Here is a 15,284-nt window from a genome sequence, read left to right on the forward strand (position 1 = left end):
ATCTCATTTTGAAGGCTGCAAAGATAGAAAGAAGTTGCCAATTGATGCCAAAAGCTATAACCCTATCGGCATTAGCTCCTTCGCCATTTTTTGGTGATTTCAAAGACATGGTCAAGAATCTCCTGCTCTACGGAATCAAATTCAATATTTCGTCTCTTCATCATAGCAGCAGCCACCTGATAAGCCTTTCTTGGAAGATAGGTCGTAAAGCCAGATGCTCCCCCCCAACTAAAACCGGGGACAAAATTTCTTGGGTAACCACTACCAAAAATATTGGCATTCACCCCTACAACGGTACCTGTATTGAACATGGTGTTGATTCCACATTTCGAGTGATCCCCCATAATCAATCCACAAAACTGGAGTCCGGTCTTGGCAAAACCTTCGGTGCCATAATCCCATAATCGTACTGGAGTGTAGTCATTTTTGAGGTTGGATGTGTTGGTATCGGCTCCCAAATTACACCATTCCCCTAATACTGAATTGCCCAAAAATCCTTCGTGACCCTTGTTTGAATAAGCGAATAAAACGGCATTGTTCACTTCCCCACCCAATTTACAACCCGGTCCGGCTGTAGTGGGTCCATAGATTTTGGCTCCCATCTTAAGCACAGCCTTCTCGCAAAGTGCCATTGCACCCCTAACGATGCAACCTTCCATAATCTCCGCATCCTTGCCAATGTATATGGGGCCGGTGGATGCGTTTAAAAGACTAAACTCCACCTTGGCTCCTTTCTCCAAAAAGATATTTTCAGGGTTCACCACTTGGTTTGTGTCAGAAATGGGTTGACTTTTACGACCCTTGGTTAGGAGTTCGAAGTCCGCTTGTAGCGCCTCCCCATTTTTGGAAAAAATATCCCAGGTATTCCTAACGGTCAAGGGAGTTTCTTCCACAGTTATGGCTTGATACTCCGATGGAATAAATTCTGCTTTGGGGTCAGCTGTGTGGTAAGCGACACATTCATTCTCCCAAAAAAGAGCTTGACCTTCCTCCAAACTTTTCACTTTATCGACCAATGTTTGGTTGGGCAAATACGCAGCGCAAATAACAACATTGGCGGAACTGAGCTTCAATGGGAATTTGGTTGATAGGTAATCTTCCGTCAGGCAACTCACATCGTCGTCCATCCATTTTTCCCATTTTTCCCTGATGGTCAAAATCCCTATGCGCATTTCGGCGACAGGTCTTGTAAAGGTCAACGGAAATAAGGATTCCCGGTATACTCCATCAGAAAGGATATAGTTCATGGTTATGGTTTTCAGACCATAAAAATAAAAAACGCCCCTGATTAAAATCAGAGGCGTCCCATATTATTTTAAATAAGCCTATTCAGCTTTCTTTTCTTCCTTGCTGAATTTCTTGTATTTGTTTTTGAACTTGTCGATTCTACCTGCAGTATCGACCAATTTGGTCTTACCAGTGTAGTAAGGATGTGATGTTCTGGAAATTTCCAATTTGACCAAAGGATACTCAACACCATCTACGGTTACGGTCTCCTTTGCTTCCGCGGTGGATTTGGTAATGAAGATATCGTCATTGGACATATCCTTGAATGCCACCAACCTATAATTTTCTGGATGAATATCTTTTCTCATGGTCCTATTCTCAAATTTTCAGGGTGCAAATTTAATGATTTCTTTTACACCAACAACTTAAAAAAACTAAAAAAGAAAAAATCTATCTTTAAATGTAACAAAAGTGCCAAATTGTTCACTAACAGACCGACAACAACTTACAAAATTCAGTTAAAAATGGAAGAAGCACAACCTAAAACCGGAAAATTTTCTTTGAACTACGGTCTTATTCTGGGTGGAATTAGCGTAATATTCGGAATTCTACTGTACACCCAAGACCTTCATACCTCGCAAAGTCCTGTTCTGATGGTATTCAACATTGTTATTATGGCCGTGGTCACTTTTTTGGGCATTCAAGCCTTCAAAAAAGCCAACGGCAGCTTCCTAACCATAGGTCAAGCTATTAAAGTTGGTATTGGAATTGCACTTATTGCAGCGATTATTGGGATACTATACAGCTATGTCCTAACCAATTTCATTGACACCGATGCCCCATCAAAAATTATGGATGCACGATTGGGCCCAGCTTTGGAAAGTGGGGAAATCACGCAAGAACAGTTCGACCAACAAAAAGAGCAAAGCCTCAAATTTTGGTGGATGGGCTATCCCGTTATTTTGATTTTTAATATCATTATCGGGTTGGTTTTGGGTCTGATTTCTGGTTTGATACTCAAGAAAGCAAAGCCTGCGTACTAAGTCAAAAAGTGCTACTTTTGAAGGGAAATCCAGAAACAAACAATGCAGATTTCCATTGTAATTCCCTTACTCAACGAGAAAGAATCACTTCAAGAACTTCATGATTGGATTGTACAAGTGATGCAGTCCAATCATTTTTTATATGAGATTATCTTCATTGATGATGGAAGTTCGGATGGTTCATGGGATCTCATCCAAACGCTGTCGAAGTCCAATCCGAATGTTAGGGGCATACGGTTTTTAAAAAACTTTGGGAAATCGCAGGCTCTCCATGCCGGATTCAAGGCTGCGAAGGGTGAAGTGGTCATTACCATGGATGCAGACCTGCAAGACAATCCCGAGGAAATTCCAGACTTATATGGAATGATTCAAGAAGAGGGCTATCAGGTAGTCTCAGGCTGGAAGAAAAAGCGGTACGATTCCATTATCACCAAAAATATACCTTCCAAATTGTTCAACTGGGCGGCCAGAAAAACATCTGGTCTCAAATTGCATGATTTTAATTGTGGGCTTAAAGCCTTTCGCAACAGTGTGGTGAAAACGATAGAGGTTCATGGTGAAATGCACCGTTATATTCCCGTACTTGCGAAGAACGCAGGATTTCCCAAGATCACCGAAAAAGTGGTACAGCACCGAGCAAGAAAATACGGTGCTACCAAGTTTGGTGCGGAGCGTTTCATCAACGGTTTTCTGGATTTAATCACCATTTGGTTTGTTTCCAAATTTGGTCGCCGCCCCATGCATCTCTTCGGAGCGCTTGGCGTGCTTATGTTTTTGGTAGGATTTGGCTTTTCACTCTATTTGGGTATCGACAAACTCTTTTTGAACCCTACCGGTCGTTTGATTACCGAAAGGCCACAGTTTTATGTAGCCCTTACAGCTATGATTATAGGTACCCAAATGTTTTTGGCGGGTTTTTTAGGCGAAATATTAGTGCGGAACCGAAAATCGGAAACGCGATATACCATCGCTGACAAAATCAATTTTAGCGAAAGTTCCTACGCAGAAACTTCGTAATTTTACGGCCAAAATAACCTCCTGTTACATGGATACAATTACAACCACCGCACAGTCCTGGTTGACTGATTTTTTTGATGAACAAACCAAGAAAGAAGTCCAGAACCTTATCGATAACGATCCTGAGGAATTAAAGGAACGTTTCTATAAAAACCTTGAATTTGGGACTGGAGGCATGCGTGGCGTCATGGGCGTAGGAACCAACCGAATCAACAAATACACCTTGGGGAAAAACACCCAGGGTCTGAGCAATTATCTTAAAAAAACGTATCCAAACGAAGCACTTAAAGTAGTCATTGCATATGATTGCCGCCACAATTCAGACACCTTATCGAGAACCGTATCTGAGGTTTTTTCTGCCAATAATATTCAGGTCTATCTGTTTTCGGAACTACGGACCACACCAGAATTATCTTTTGCTGTACGACATTTAAATTGTCATGCCGGTATTGTTCTCACCGCATCCCATAACCCTCCTGAGTATAACGGATACAAAGTGTATTGGGGCGATGGTGGACAAATTGTTCCTCCACAGGATGGGGAAATTATTGCGGAAATCAATGAACTATCCTTTGAGGATATCAAGTTTGAAGCAAAAAAGGAGCTCATTCACCCTATTGCCAAAGAAGTGGATGAAGTGTTTTTTGATGCTTCCGTTAAGAAAGGGAGCTTTGGCGCTGCTGGAAAGGACGACTTTAAAATCGTGTTCACCTCTTTGCACGGCACTTCAATAACCGCAATACCCGAAGTTTTAAAAAGAGCGGGCTACGCCAACGTTTCCATCATTGAGGAGCAAGCGGAACCCGATGGTTCCTTCCCGACGGTACAGTCTCCAAATCCGGAAGAGCCTGAGGCCTTGACACTGGCCATAAAAAAAGCGGAAGAAATTGGCGCCGATATGGTGGTCGGCACAGACCCTGATAGTGATCGTTTGGGTATTGCAGTTCGGAATTTGGAAGGTGAAATGGAATTGCTCAATGGAAACCAGACCATGGTCTTAATGACCAAGTTTCTTTTGGATCAGTATAAGAACAAAGGCTTTAAGGGCAATGAATTTATAGCAACCACCATTGTATCCACTCCGATGATGGAGCAAATGGCCAAAGCCTATGGTGTAGAGTTCAAAACAGCCCTCACCGGATTTAAATGGATCGGGCAAATGATCAAAGATTTTCCCGAGTCCCATTTTATCGGTGGTGGGGAAGAGAGTTTTGGTTATATGGTGGGGGATTTCGTCCGAGATAAAGATGCTGTGACCTCTACCCTACTGGCTTGTGAAATTGCAGCAGATGCCAAGGCAAAAGGAAGTTCATTCTATGAGGAACTTATCGATTGCTATGTGCAATTTGGTTTTTATAAGGAGAAATTGATTTCCTTGACCAAAAAAGGCATCAGTGGTGCTGAAGAAATCAAACAGATGTTGAAAGATTTCAAGGAAAACCCAGTGGAATCCGTTCAAGGCTCCAAAGTACTGTGGATTGAGGACTACAACACTTCCATTTCAAAAAATGTGCAGACCGGTGTGGAAAAGAGCATTGACCTACCCAAGTCGAACGTTTTGATCTATGAAACGGAGGACGGAACGCGAATCGCCGCAAGACCCAGCGGTACCGAACCGAAAGTAAAATTTTACATCAGTACCAACGCTACTTTGAACACTGCAGCAGATTATAAATCCGTAAATTCGCAATTGGAAACCAAAATCGAAGGTATCCTATCAGAATTGAATTTATAGGTACATGAATTACTTTAAAAAGATTCTACAATTTGCGGTGCCCTATCGCAGATATGGATTTCTCAATATTTTTTTTAATATCCTTTACGCCCTTTTCAGTGCCCTATCGTTCGCAGCACTGATACCTATGTTGGATGTGCTTTTCAAACCGGATGAAAAGGTTTTTGAAAAACCTGTTTATGAGGGTTTTGGCGGCTTGAAGGACTATCTTCAAGAATACATCAACTACAGGGTCACTGCCTATTCTGGCGATGACGAGATGAAAGGATTGGTTTTGGTCATTGGTCTTGTCCTTGTGCTGTTCTTGTTCAAAAATGTGTTCAACTATTTGGCCATGTACTTCATCACCTTCCTCCGCAACGGGGTGCTGAAGGACATTCGCAACAAGATGTACCAGAAAATTGTTGATTTACCCATTTCCTTTTTCTCAGAAAAACGAAAAGGAGATTTAATTGCAAGAATCACTTCGGACGTGCTCGAAATCCAGCATTCATTTTTATCCGTGTTGGAGCTGATTGTTCGGGAACCTTTGACCATCTTGTTCACCATATTGATCATGTTCGGAATAAGTACAAAACTGACCATATTTGTCTTCGTGTTTATCCCCATTGCGGGTATGATCATCTCAAGGATTGGAAAGTCATTGAAGCGGAAATCCGATAAGGTACAGAAAGAACAGGGCGAATTTCTATCCATCGTGGAAGAAACTTTGGGAGGGCTTCGGGTCGTAAAAGCCTTTACCGCGGAATCCAAATTCTTCAACACCTTTAAAAATTCCACCTCTCGATTCTTTAAGTTTTCGAATTCCCTGTTAAACCGACAGAATCTGGCATCGCCAACTGGGGAATTTTTGGGTATTTTGGTCATTGGGGTGCTATTGTGGTTCGGTGGTAAAATGGTTTTGATTGATAAGACCTTGGATGCCTCTTCCTTCATAGCCTATATGGGCTTGGCTTACAACATCCTTACTCCGGCCAAAGCCATAAGCAAAGCTTCTTATGGTGTGCGCAAAGGAAATGCAGCTGCAGAACGGGTATTGGAAATTTTACAATCCGAAAACCCAATCAAGGATCCTGAAAATGCTTTTGAAAAAACTGATTTCACTGAAGAAATCAAACTGAACGGAGTGTCCTTTAAATACGAGGAGGATTTTGTTCTAAAAGATTTCAACCTCACCATAAAAAAAGGAAAAACAGTAGCTCTCGTGGGACAGTCGGGAAGTGGAAAAAGCACTATTGCCAACCTAGTTACCCGTTTTTATGATGTGACTGGGGGCGGTATCTTTATTGATGGCACCAACATTAAGGAAATGACCAAAAAGTCGCTTCGGGGCCTGATGGGCTTGGTTACTCAAGATTCCATTTTATTCAATGATACGGTGGGAAACAATATCGGTCTGGGTATGGAAAACGCATCCGAAGAAGATATAGTAGCCGCGGCCAAAATTGCCAATGCCCATGATTTCATTATGGAATTGCCCGAAGGCTATAACACCAATATTGGGGATGGGGGAAATAAACTCAGTGGTGGTCAAAAGCAACGGCTTTCTATCGCAAGAGCGGTTTTAAAGAATCCTCCGATAATGGTATTGGATGAAGCTACTTCCGCCCTCGATACCGAGAGCGAACGCTTGGTACAGGACGCCTTGGAAAAAATGATGCAAAACCGTACTTCCTTGGTCATTGCACACAGATTATCCACAATTCAAAATGCTGATGTTATTGTTGTCCTCAACAAGGGAGAAATTGTGGAACAAGGCACACACGAAGAACTGATGAAATCCCAGAAAGGGTATAAAAAATTGGTTGAAATGCAATCTTTTGCAAGCTGATTAAACCTTTTGGGACCCTAACCGTCTTATCATCAAATGGCAGATGCAATTGTTAGCTGAAGAAGCCTTGATTGACGAACTCAAAAGCCCCGAAACCCGGGAGCGTGCCTTTGGGGTATTGGTAAATACCTACAAAGAGCGACTCTATTGGCATATTCGGAGAATTGTACTCAATCATGACGATGCTGATGATGTATTACAGAACACTTTCATCAAAGTATATCGGAACATCGACGGTTTTAAAGGGGACAGCAAATTATACTCGTGGATGTACCGGATTGCCACCAATGAATCCCTGACTTTTTTAAAACAACGGTCGAAAAAAGCAGGTATCAGTGATGAGGAGCTCAAAACACGAATGGTAGAGAATTTGCAGGCTGATGTTTATTTTGAAGGGGAGGAAATCCAGCTCAAATTGCAACAAGCTTTGGCCACACTTCCGGATAAGCAGAAGCTGGTTTTTAATATGAAGTATTATCAAGAAATGAAGTATGAAGAGATTTCAGAAGTATTGGAGACTTCCGTGGGGGCGCTTAAAACATCGTACCATTTGGCGGTAAAGAAAATTGAAACGTATCTTAAGGCTGATTAAACCTTTGAAAAATTGTAGAGTCAAAAGAAAGTAATGGGGGAAAACGAAGAAAATAATTTCAAAACACCTGAAGGGTATTTCGAAAGCTTTAATGAAAGGCTGATGGGGAAAATCCGAGGAGAAGAAGAAACCGAAAAGCTTTCTTTTCTCCCCAAGTCTGATGGGTTTTCGGTACCTGAGGGATACTTCCAAAACCTTGACCAAAAGATGTCCAGTAGACTCGGTGACCAAGAGACCAAAGTAATTTCTTTAAAGACCTATCGTAAATATTTCTACGGAGCGGTTGCCGCTGCCGCCGTCTTTCTCGTCATTTTTGGATTGAATTTCAATACCGAAACTCCTGTTGCCTTTGAAGATTTGGCCAGTGCTGAAATCGATGCCTATCTCGAAAGCACCGAATTGGATTTAAGTAGTTATGAACTGGCTGAAATGGTACCCATTGATGAAATTGAAATAAATGATGTTGTGGAAGAGCAATTGGAATCAGAAAACATTTTGGAATATTTGGATGAAAACATCGAGGATATTGATGAACTAAACCTGAACTTTGAGGATTATGAATAAAAGAATTCCTATAGCGCTGGTTTTAACCTTTTTTGCCTTTAGCCTGTATGCACAGAGGCCGGTACGAGACCGTATAAAAACCCTGAAAGTGGCCTTCATCACCGAACGGTTGAGTTTGAGCAGTGAGGAAGCACAAGCTTTTTGGCCCATTTATAATGCGCATGACGAAAAGTTGGAAGGTATCCGCAGAAGGGAACGATTGGAATTAAAAACCAGGATTCCCTTGGTGCAAGACTTAACGAATCAAGAATCTTCGGCATTGTTGAAGAAGTATCTGTCGATTCAAAATGAGAAGCACCAAGCTGACCAAGAGTTTATATCCAATCTTCAAGGAGTGCTTGCGCCCAAAAAGATTTTACTGTTGTTAAAAGCTGAAGAAGACTTCAAAAAACGCTTGCTGCAACAGTATCGCAAACGTCAAGGAGGCGGATGACCTTACCATTCGACAAAAAACACTAAAAAGGGGCCGAACGGTCCCTTTTTCTTTTAAACCTTTTCAAAAACCGGTGGTCATAGATACATAAACCCAAAAAATCTACATTATGAAAACCGTAAAAAACATTCTATTGACCCTTATACTTTTGGGCTCTATGGCATCCTGCAGTTCCCAAACTAGAGTTGTTCGGGTATATCCTGCACATGGAACAGTAGTGACCACCATTCATAATCCAAAGGTAGTGGTGCATAAAAAGACCAATTTTTACTTTGCCAACGGAGTTTGGTACAAAGCAAGAGGAAGAAAATATGTGGTTAGTGCAGCTCCTGTTGGCGTTCGCTTAAGAACGCTGCCTCGAGGATATCGAATTGTGCGTGTTAACGGAAGAAAATTATATAAGTATAAAGGAGTTTGGTACAAAAAATCAGGAAGAAATTTTGTTGTGGTAACAGTTTAGTTGGTTTGGTTAGTTAGTTGTTAAAAAGGGGATGGTGTTGCCATCTCCTTTTTCACTTATCGAAACACCAATTTGGCAATTCTGTCTCTTCCTGCCGCATATGCAACAGAATCGTTTAAAAACCGTAACGTATAAAAACCTTCCTCGCTGAGCTGACTCCAAGTGCTCCCTTGATCCTTTGAATAAGAAATTCCGGTGAAACCCACTGCAACCAAATCCATTCCACCAGATCCTGGCACAAATTGCACACAACTTTTATAGCCCGGTTCCATTCCATTGGCTTTTAACTTCCATGTTCTTCCTCCATCTTCAGTGAACATCTTATTGGCTTTTTTCAGATTAGGATTGGAATAATCCCCTCCTATAGCATACCCAATTCGGTCATCAAAAAAGTCAAGGGAATAAATGCCCTCTGTCGGTTGATTACTAATGATTGGAGTTGAAATTACATTCCAGGTCCTTCCTTTATCACTGGAATGATAAATGTTCCCGGCTGTAGTCCCAATCCAGACATTATCCCCAACCAAATCGACATTGGTGTTGCTGGCGGCAAAGGCCCCTTCACCTTTGGGGGATTTAGGCAAAACCGAACAAGGTAATTTTTGCCATTGCTTTCCACCATCCCTTGTAATGATAATCGAAAGACATCCATTCATACTATCCCCAATGGCGATGCCTTCCAAATCATTCCAGAACTTCATTGAGTCATAAAACACTCCTTCCCCTTCTTCTTGATATACCAGTTCCATGGCACCTTGGTCCCCGGTTTTATAAAGCAAGGCTGGACTACCCACAGAAAGCATAAAGAAATCATTTGTAGTGTGCCCTACCGCCCTAAACTCTGGAATATTCCCTTCAAATTCCATAATAGCTGAACGAATTTGCCCTGAATTCGCGTCCAAGGTTCCATACATTCCCTTACTACCGGCAAAAGCCAAAGTTTGTACATCCAAAAACTCTATGGCCCGAATACTGACCGAATCTTCAAAAAGAGGAGTGACAAAAACTTCGTTATACTGATGTGAGCCTTCTTTGGAACCACACGCAGCCATCGAAATGATAAGAACAAGCAGGGCTATTTTTCGCATATTGAAACGCTTTTTTCAAAAGTAACCTGAAAATAAAGGGAAACCATACCTTTGCAATCCTAATTTTCACGGATGCGCTTACATAGAAATTTGGTCTTTGCCGTTATTGACGCGCTTGACCTCATATTTAATGAAAAACAATATGCCGATAAGGTCATAGAAAAAGTTCTCAGGCTCGACAAACGCTGGGGAGCTCGCGACCGTGGTTTTATTGCCGAAACCACTTATGATATTGTACGATGGAAGCGTTTGTACACGACCATTGCAGAAGTAAACGAACCTTTTTCGCGTCCTAATTTATTTCGAATTTTTGCCGTTTGGTGTGTGCTGCGTGGAATTCGACTGCCCGACTGGAAACAATTGGAAGAAACACCCGAACGTCGCATTAAAGGTCGGTTTGATGAACTTTCAAAAATTAGAAAGTACCGCGAATCCATACCTGACTGGTTGGATGAGTTGGGAGAAAAAGCCTTGGGTGATACCCTTTGGACCAAAGAAATCAAAGCCTTGAACAAAAGGGCTGATGTTATCCTAAGAACCAATACGCTTAAAATTGATCTGGCCGGATTGCAAGGTGTGCTAGCTGCGGAAGAAGTGGAAACGGAAGTTCTCAAGGGATATCCCGATGCCCTCATTTTGAAAGAGCGTAAAAATGTTTTCACCACGGAAGCTTTCAAAAAAGGATATTTCGAAGTACAGGATGCCTCGTCGCAGCTTGTTGCTCCCTACCTCGATGTTCAGCCAGGTCAAAGGGTCGTCGATGCCTGTGCGGGGGCAGGTGGAAAAACCCTGCATCTTGCTTCCTTAATGCAAAACAAAGGCCAATTGATTGCCTTGGACATCTATGAGAGCAAGCTTAAAAAATTAAAGCTTCGTGCAAGGCGCAATGGGGTGCATAATGTGGAAAACCGTGTAATAGACTCAAACAAAGTCATCAAAAAATTGCATAACAGTGCCGATCGGGTGCTTTTGGATGCACCCTGCTCCGGTTTAGGGGTTATCCGCAGAAATCCTGATACGAAATGGAAACTGGAACCTGAATTCATTGAACGCATAAAACAGGTACAGCAAGAAATTCTTCAGAACTACAGTAAAATGGTCAAAACAGGCGGTAAAATGGTCTACGCCACCTGTTCAGTCCTTCCCGAAGAAAATAGTCAACAAGTTCAAACCTTCTTGAGTTCAGAAGCAGGGCAAAGTTTTAAGTTGGTCAAAGAGCAAAATATTTATGCCTCCGAACACGGTTTTGATGGGTTTTATATGGCACAAATGGTCAAAAATTAACCTGGAACTGACCAAATTCCATTGGCTTCGTCAAACTGCTAAAATTAAAATCTACTCCTCTCCCAGAGTCGGATACTCTACACCTAACTGTTCTAAATAGGTATCGTATTTGGTCTCATCGTAGTAAAATTTTTCCAAAGCAGGGCGGAATTGCTCTTGCTTGTCCTTATTCAAATAGGTAGGTGGCATATCATCCGCGGAAATCATGGGCTGGTATTTGGTTTCCTTGCTTTGCTCATTATTAAAGTAGTCCCAAGCTTGGGTCAATAATTCAGGTTTCATCAAAAAATCCAGGATGGTCATGGCCTCAGCCTTTGCCCCGGCAGTAACGCCCTTATGCGCAATAGGTGTCGCCATGGTTATGGCATTGCTCCAATGGTGTCCTTGTAAACCGGGAATGTTCGAGGGAAAACGCATCGTTACCGTTGGCACTTTCCAAGAGATATCCCCAATATCATCCGACCCTCCACTAACAGGTTCCTTAACAGGTAGTCCCAGTTTGCCCAATTCAACAGCAAGTCCTTCTGTTTTATTGGAATTGACTTCCTTTTGTACTGCCTTGGCCAAAGCTTGGTCCTCTGCCGACCATTCGGGAAGACCAACTTGCTTGATGTTTTCATACATGGTCTCGGCAATGACTTTGTTATAGTGTCTGGGCCATGCTGTTCCCAGTACCCTCGAGGTCATTTTTGTCCCTGTCATTAGGGCAGCGCCTTTGGCGATATCATTGGCCTCTGCATACATTTCCATAATGCCTTCATATTCAATATCCCTAAAATAGAACCAAATGGCTGCCTTGGAAGGCACCACGTTGGGCTGATCCCCTGCGTCTGTAAATATGGAGTGAGAACGCTTTAGAGGATGTAGATGCTCTCTTTTATAATTCCACCCTATGTTCATTAATTCTGCGGCATCCAAAGCACTACGTCCCCTCCAGGGTGCTCCTGCGGAGTGTGCCGCTTCCCCTTCAAATAAATATTCCACTGAAATTAATCCGGTGCCGCGTGTAGGACCCCAAGAAACGCTAAGATTGCTGCTCACATGAGTGAAAATGCACATATCAATATTATCGAACAGGCCATCTCGAACATACCATGCCTTGGCCGCCACCAGTTCCTCTGCAATTCCGGGCCAAACAACCAGAGTTCCACCTATATTTTCCCGCTCCATAATTTGTTTTACCGCCAACGCGGAGGTAATGTTTAGTGGAATGCCCGAATTATGGCCTTCCCCATGACCTGGTGCTCCTTCCACAATGGGTTTATGATAAGCCACTCCAGGGTATTGGGAAGCTTTGGGAATACAGTCCACATCACTGCCCAAAGCAATAACGGGTCCTTCGCCATTGCTCCATTTGGCAAACCATGCTGTTGGAATTCCTGATGTAGAGTGTTCAATGGTAAAGCCTTCCTTTTCAAGAATGTCTGTAAGATATTTTGAAGACTCCACTTCCTGAAACCCCAATTCAGCGAAGCTGAATATCTTATCAACCATAACTTGGCTTTGTTTGTGATTAGCCTCAACAATGGCAGCAACTTCAGCCTTTAACTTGTTAATCTTGCTTTTCGAATATTTGTTTTGGGAAACAACTGAGGTAAGTGACAGGAGACACACTCCCACCAAACCAAATTTGAGCATTTTCATAAGGTTGGATTTTTGAATTAGCTAGAAGTCTAAAAATAAGAAAATAATACCGCTTTCAGAACAATCTACTTTCCCTATCTTTCCTTGGCTTTTAGTACAAAACAGATACTATTGGAACCTAAATACCAAAAACCAATTGAACACTATGAAAAAGTTTTACAATTTTAAATACCTTAAAGGTGACCTTACTGGAGGATTGGTTGCCGGAGTGGTTGCACTACCCCTGGCCCTTGCCTTCGGTGTGCAATCGGGAATGGGTGCCGCAGCTGGTTTATATGGGGCGATTGCTGTAGGAATCTTTGCTGCTATTTTTGGAGGCACAGCCACTCAGGCCAGTGGCCCCACTGGCCCTATGACCGTAGTTTCAGCAGCCTTGGTCACAGCTGCCATTGAACTTACCGGAAGCTTGGAGAGCGCTATGGGCATCATCTTGTTGGCATTTTTATTGGGTGGGGCCTTGCAAATTATTTTTGGACTGCTCAACATAGCTGGCTATGTAAAGTATTTCCCTTATCCCGTCGTTTCTGGTTTTATGAGCGGTGTGGGACTCATCATTATCATACTGCAGTTATTCCCTTTGTTCGGCCTCTCCTCTCCCAAGTCTACCGTTGCAGTGATCCAAAATCTATCTAGTATTTTTACTGACGGAAACTGGCATGCCTTGGCCTTAGGCGCGCTAACTGTGGTCATTTATTACCTATTCCCCAAACTTACCAAGTCCATTCCCAGTGCTCTGGCGGCGTTGATTGTAGCCTCTTTGGTAGGTTACTTTTTACAGTGGGACGTACCCATAATTGGCGAAATTCCTTCGGGATTGCCAGAGCTTCAAATTGACACCTTCTTTCCGGTAGATCCCAATGCTTACGGTATTATCTTTGAATTCGCCGCGGTATTGGCCGTTTTGGGAAGCATCGATTCGTTGCTCACCTCAGTTATTGCCGATAATATGACCAAAACGAAACACAATAGCAACCGTGAACTGATTGGGCAAGGAGTAGGAAATATCTTGGCAGCAGTCATTGGAGGTATTCCAGGTGCAGGCGCTACCAAAGGAACCGTGGTGAATATCAATTCTGGAGGTCGAACCCGACTTTCAGGCACCATTCATGGCCTTTTATTGTTTGCGGTACTCATGGGATTGGGTACTATGGCCGCCAATATCCCTCTATCTGTTTTGGCGGGACTTTTGATTCCAATTGGCTTTAAAATCATTGATTTTAGAGGTCTAAAACATCTGAGAATGGTCCCTCGAGCAGATGCGGCTGTCATGATAATTGTACTCCTCATTACAACATTCGGAAGCTTAATCAATGCAGTGGTTATTGGGGTTGCATTGGCTTCTTTATTGTTCATGAAAAAATCAAGTGAATTGGCCAAAAAGGGAATGGATGTGGGTCCAGTTTCCGATTTTGACGGTTCCAGACCTTGGCAAGATGAGCAAGAATTCTATGAAAAATACAAGGACACGGTCATTATCAAACATCTGTACGGACCTCTGTTCTTTGGGTTCACCTCCTATTTCAGGGACGGAATCAAGACCCTATCCAAAGACATTAAGGCTTTGGTCATTCGAATGGACCGCGTACCCTACATCGACCAATCGGGAATCTACGCTTTGGAAGATTCCATTTTAGAATTAAGAACGCAGGGGGTAGAAGTTATTTTTACTGGATTAAAAGAGCAGCCTTTAAACCAATTGAAGTCTATTGGAATGATTCCCGATTTAGTTCCGGAAGAAGACCTGTTCGAAAAAGTGGATGGGGCCTTTACCTATTTGAAACAAAAATTGGATTAGCTTTTTTATTCCAAACTTTATGCTATCATCAATTCTTTTCATTTTAATGCTTCAAGTAATGAACGTTGACACCATTTTTGATTTTACCACAACTTCCAACCTCGACAATTGGACTGTTATTAATGATGGGGTCATGGGCGGACGTTCCTTTGGAAGTTTCTCACTATCAACGGAGGGGCATGGAGTATTTAAAGGAACTATTTCTTTGGAAAACAATGGTGGTTTCTCATCCGTTCGTCATCGTATGGCATCACTCGAAGTCTCTCCAAACAGTAAAATCAGAATTAAATTGAAAGGGGATGGTAGCAACTACCAATTTCGTGTAAAGAACAAAATTGAAAACAGATATTCCTATATCCAACCCTTTCGGACCACTGGTGAATGGGAAGAAATTGAAATTGAGCTATCCAGTATGTATCCGGGTTTTCGAGGACGGCGTTTGGACCGTCCCAATTTTTCGCATCAAACCATTGAAGAAATCACATTTTTGATTGGTAACAAAAAGGCACAGGGTTTTAAATTACTAATTGACCATATTACGTTGGTTAATTGACCCTTAACTATCAACAGA

Annotated in this window: 15 protein-coding genes; 11 read left to right on the forward strand and 4 right to left on the reverse strand. The window is 42.3% G+C overall.

The annotated features are described in order from the left end of the window. Positions 1 to 71: 71 nt before the first annotated feature. Together EW142_RS05100 and EW142_RS05105 are read right to left on the reverse strand one after the other, a co-directional pair. The gene (locus EW142_RS05100) at positions 72 to 1,247 is read right to left on the reverse strand and encodes a GlmU family protein (RefSeq protein WP_130610579.1); all 1,176 of its coding nucleotides are present in this window, start codon (positions 1,245 to 1,247) and stop codon (positions 72 to 74) included. Positions 1,248 to 1,325: 78 nt separating this feature from the next. Beyond that, positions 1,326 to 1,595 carry a type B 50S ribosomal protein L31 gene (locus EW142_RS05105; RefSeq protein ID WP_130610582.1) on the reverse strand — a complete coding sequence of 90 codons (270 nt, stop codon included), beginning with the start codon at positions 1,593 to 1,595 and terminating at the stop codon, positions 1,326 to 1,328. A gap of 156 nt (positions 1,596 to 1,751) precedes the next feature. Between EW142_RS05105 and EW142_RS05110 the strand changes: the two genes are divergently transcribed. The 8 genes from EW142_RS05110 (at position 1,752) to EW142_RS05145 (ending at position 8,902) form a co-directional block, all read left to right on the forward strand. Beyond that, a complete protein-coding gene (locus tag EW142_RS05110) occupies positions 1,752 to 2,270 on the forward strand; it encodes a DUF4199 domain-containing protein (protein ID WP_130610585.1) in 519 nt (172 codons plus the stop codon). Between the two features lie 42 nt (positions 2,271 to 2,312). After that, a complete protein-coding gene (locus EW142_RS05115; RefSeq protein WP_130610588.1) occupies positions 2,313 to 3,287 on the forward strand; it encodes a glycosyltransferase family 2 protein in 975 nt (324 codons plus the stop codon). Between the two features lie 28 nt (positions 3,288 to 3,315). Further along, a complete protein-coding gene (locus tag EW142_RS05120) occupies positions 3,316 to 5,022 on the forward strand; it encodes a phospho-sugar mutase (protein ID WP_130610591.1) in 1,707 nt (568 codons plus the stop codon). A 4-nt stretch (positions 5,023 to 5,026) separates the two neighbouring features. Further along, the gene (locus EW142_RS05125) at positions 5,027 to 6,853 is read left to right on the forward strand and encodes an ABC transporter ATP-binding protein (protein WP_130610594.1); all 1,827 of its coding nucleotides are present in this window, start codon (positions 5,027 to 5,029) and stop codon (positions 6,851 to 6,853) included. Positions 6,854 to 6,896: 43 nt separating this feature from the next. Continuing rightward, the gene (locus EW142_RS05130) at positions 6,897 to 7,445 is read left to right on the forward strand and encodes an RNA polymerase sigma factor (protein ID WP_417935741.1); all 549 of its coding nucleotides are present in this window, start codon (positions 6,897 to 6,899) and stop codon (positions 7,443 to 7,445) included. A 33-nt stretch (positions 7,446 to 7,478) separates the two neighbouring features. Further along, positions 7,479 to 8,009 (forward strand): hypothetical protein, encoded by a 531-nt coding sequence (locus EW142_RS05135; RefSeq protein WP_130610597.1) that lies wholly within the window; start codon positions 7,479 to 7,481, stop codon positions 8,007 to 8,009. After that, positions 8,002 to 8,442, forward strand: coding sequence for a hypothetical protein (locus EW142_RS05140; RefSeq protein ID WP_130610600.1), 441 nt, complete (start codon positions 8,002 to 8,004; stop codon positions 8,440 to 8,442). The genes EW142_RS05135 and EW142_RS05140 overlap by 8 nt, the downstream gene beginning before the upstream one ends. Positions 8,443 to 8,551: 109 nt before the next feature. Beyond that, positions 8,552 to 8,902, forward strand: a complete 351-nt coding sequence (locus EW142_RS05145) for a DUF6515 family protein (RefSeq protein WP_130610602.1) — start codon at positions 8,552 to 8,554, stop codon at positions 8,900 to 8,902. Between the two features lie 56 nt (positions 8,903 to 8,958). On the opposite strand, the gene EW142_RS05150 is transcribed toward EW142_RS05145, so the two are convergent. Continuing rightward, complete coding sequence (locus EW142_RS05150; RefSeq protein ID WP_130610605.1) at positions 8,959 to 9,990, reverse strand: WD40/YVTN/BNR-like repeat-containing protein; 1,032 nt, start codon at positions 9,988 to 9,990, stop codon at positions 8,959 to 8,961. A gap of 72 nt (positions 9,991 to 10,062) precedes the next feature. Between EW142_RS05150 and EW142_RS05155 the strand changes: the two genes are divergently transcribed. Continuing rightward, positions 10,063 to 11,274, forward strand: coding sequence for an RsmB/NOP family class I SAM-dependent RNA methyltransferase (locus EW142_RS05155; protein WP_130610607.1), 1,212 nt, complete (start codon positions 10,063 to 10,065; stop codon positions 11,272 to 11,274). 51 nt (positions 11,275 to 11,325) lie between these two features. On the opposite strand, the gene EW142_RS05160 is transcribed toward EW142_RS05155, so the two are convergent. Then, entirely contained in the window at positions 11,326 to 12,918 is a 1,593-nt protein-coding gene (locus EW142_RS05160) for an amidohydrolase (protein WP_130610610.1), read from the reverse strand. A 145-nt stretch (positions 12,919 to 13,063) separates the two neighbouring features. On the opposite strand from EW142_RS05160, the gene EW142_RS05165 reads away from it, so the two are divergent. Together EW142_RS05165 and EW142_RS05170 are read left to right on the forward strand one after the other, a co-directional pair. Beyond that, a complete protein-coding gene (locus tag EW142_RS05165; RefSeq protein WP_130610613.1) occupies positions 13,064 to 14,713 on the forward strand; it encodes a SulP family inorganic anion transporter in 1,650 nt (549 codons plus the stop codon). A 19-nt stretch (positions 14,714 to 14,732) separates the two neighbouring features. Then, the gene (locus tag EW142_RS05170) at positions 14,733 to 15,266 is read left to right on the forward strand and encodes a CIA30 family protein (protein ID WP_240740159.1); all 534 of its coding nucleotides are present in this window, start codon (positions 14,733 to 14,735) and stop codon (positions 15,264 to 15,266) included. Positions 15,267 to 15,284: the final 18 nt, after the last annotated feature.

This window comes from Flagellimonas allohymeniacidonis (genome assembly GCF_004296335.1).
Lineage (GTDB): Bacteria > Bacteroidota > Bacteroidia > Flavobacteriales > Flavobacteriaceae > Flagellimonas > Flagellimonas allohymeniacidonis.

Coding starts and splice junctions, on each gene's coding strand:
- EW142_RS05100 (WP_130610579.1), bottom strand. CDS start 1,247: ATGAACTATATCCTTTCTGATGGAGTATACCGGGAATCCTTATTTCCG.
- EW142_RS05105 (WP_130610582.1), bottom strand. CDS start 1,595: ATGAGAAAAGATATTCATCCAGAAAATTATAGGTTGGTGGCATTCAAG.
- EW142_RS05110 (WP_130610585.1), top strand. CDS start 1,752: ATGGAAGAAGCACAACCTAAAACCGGAAAATTTTCTTTGAACTACGGT.
- EW142_RS05115 (WP_130610588.1), top strand. CDS start 2,313: ATGCAGATTTCCATTGTAATTCCCTTACTCAACGAGAAAGAATCACTT.
- EW142_RS05120 (WP_130610591.1), top strand. CDS start 3,316: ATGGATACAATTACAACCACCGCACAGTCCTGGTTGACTGATTTTTTT.
- EW142_RS05125 (WP_130610594.1), top strand. CDS start 5,027: ATGAATTACTTTAAAAAGATTCTACAATTTGCGGTGCCCTATCGCAGA.
- EW142_RS05130 (WP_417935741.1), top strand. CDS start 6,897: ATGCAATTGTTAGCTGAAGAAGCCTTGATTGACGAACTCAAAAGCCCC.
- EW142_RS05135 (WP_130610597.1), top strand. CDS start 7,479: ATGGGGGAAAACGAAGAAAATAATTTCAAAACACCTGAAGGGTATTTC.
- EW142_RS05140 (WP_130610600.1), top strand. CDS start 8,002: ATGAATAAAAGAATTCCTATAGCGCTGGTTTTAACCTTTTTTGCCTTT.
- EW142_RS05145 (WP_130610602.1), top strand. CDS start 8,552: ATGAAAACCGTAAAAAACATTCTATTGACCCTTATACTTTTGGGCTCT.
- EW142_RS05150 (WP_130610605.1), bottom strand. CDS start 9,990: ATGCGAAAAATAGCCCTGCTTGTTCTTATCATTTCGATGGCTGCGTGT.
- EW142_RS05155 (WP_130610607.1), top strand. CDS start 10,063: ATGCGCTTACATAGAAATTTGGTCTTTGCCGTTATTGACGCGCTTGAC.
- EW142_RS05160 (WP_130610610.1), bottom strand. CDS start 12,918: ATGAAAATGCTCAAATTTGGTTTGGTGGGAGTGTGTCTCCTGTCACTT.
- EW142_RS05165 (WP_130610613.1), top strand. CDS start 13,064: ATGAAAAAGTTTTACAATTTTAAATACCTTAAAGGTGACCTTACTGGA.
- EW142_RS05170 (WP_240740159.1), top strand. CDS start 14,733: ATGCTATCATCAATTCTTTTCATTTTAATGCTTCAAGTAATGAACGTT.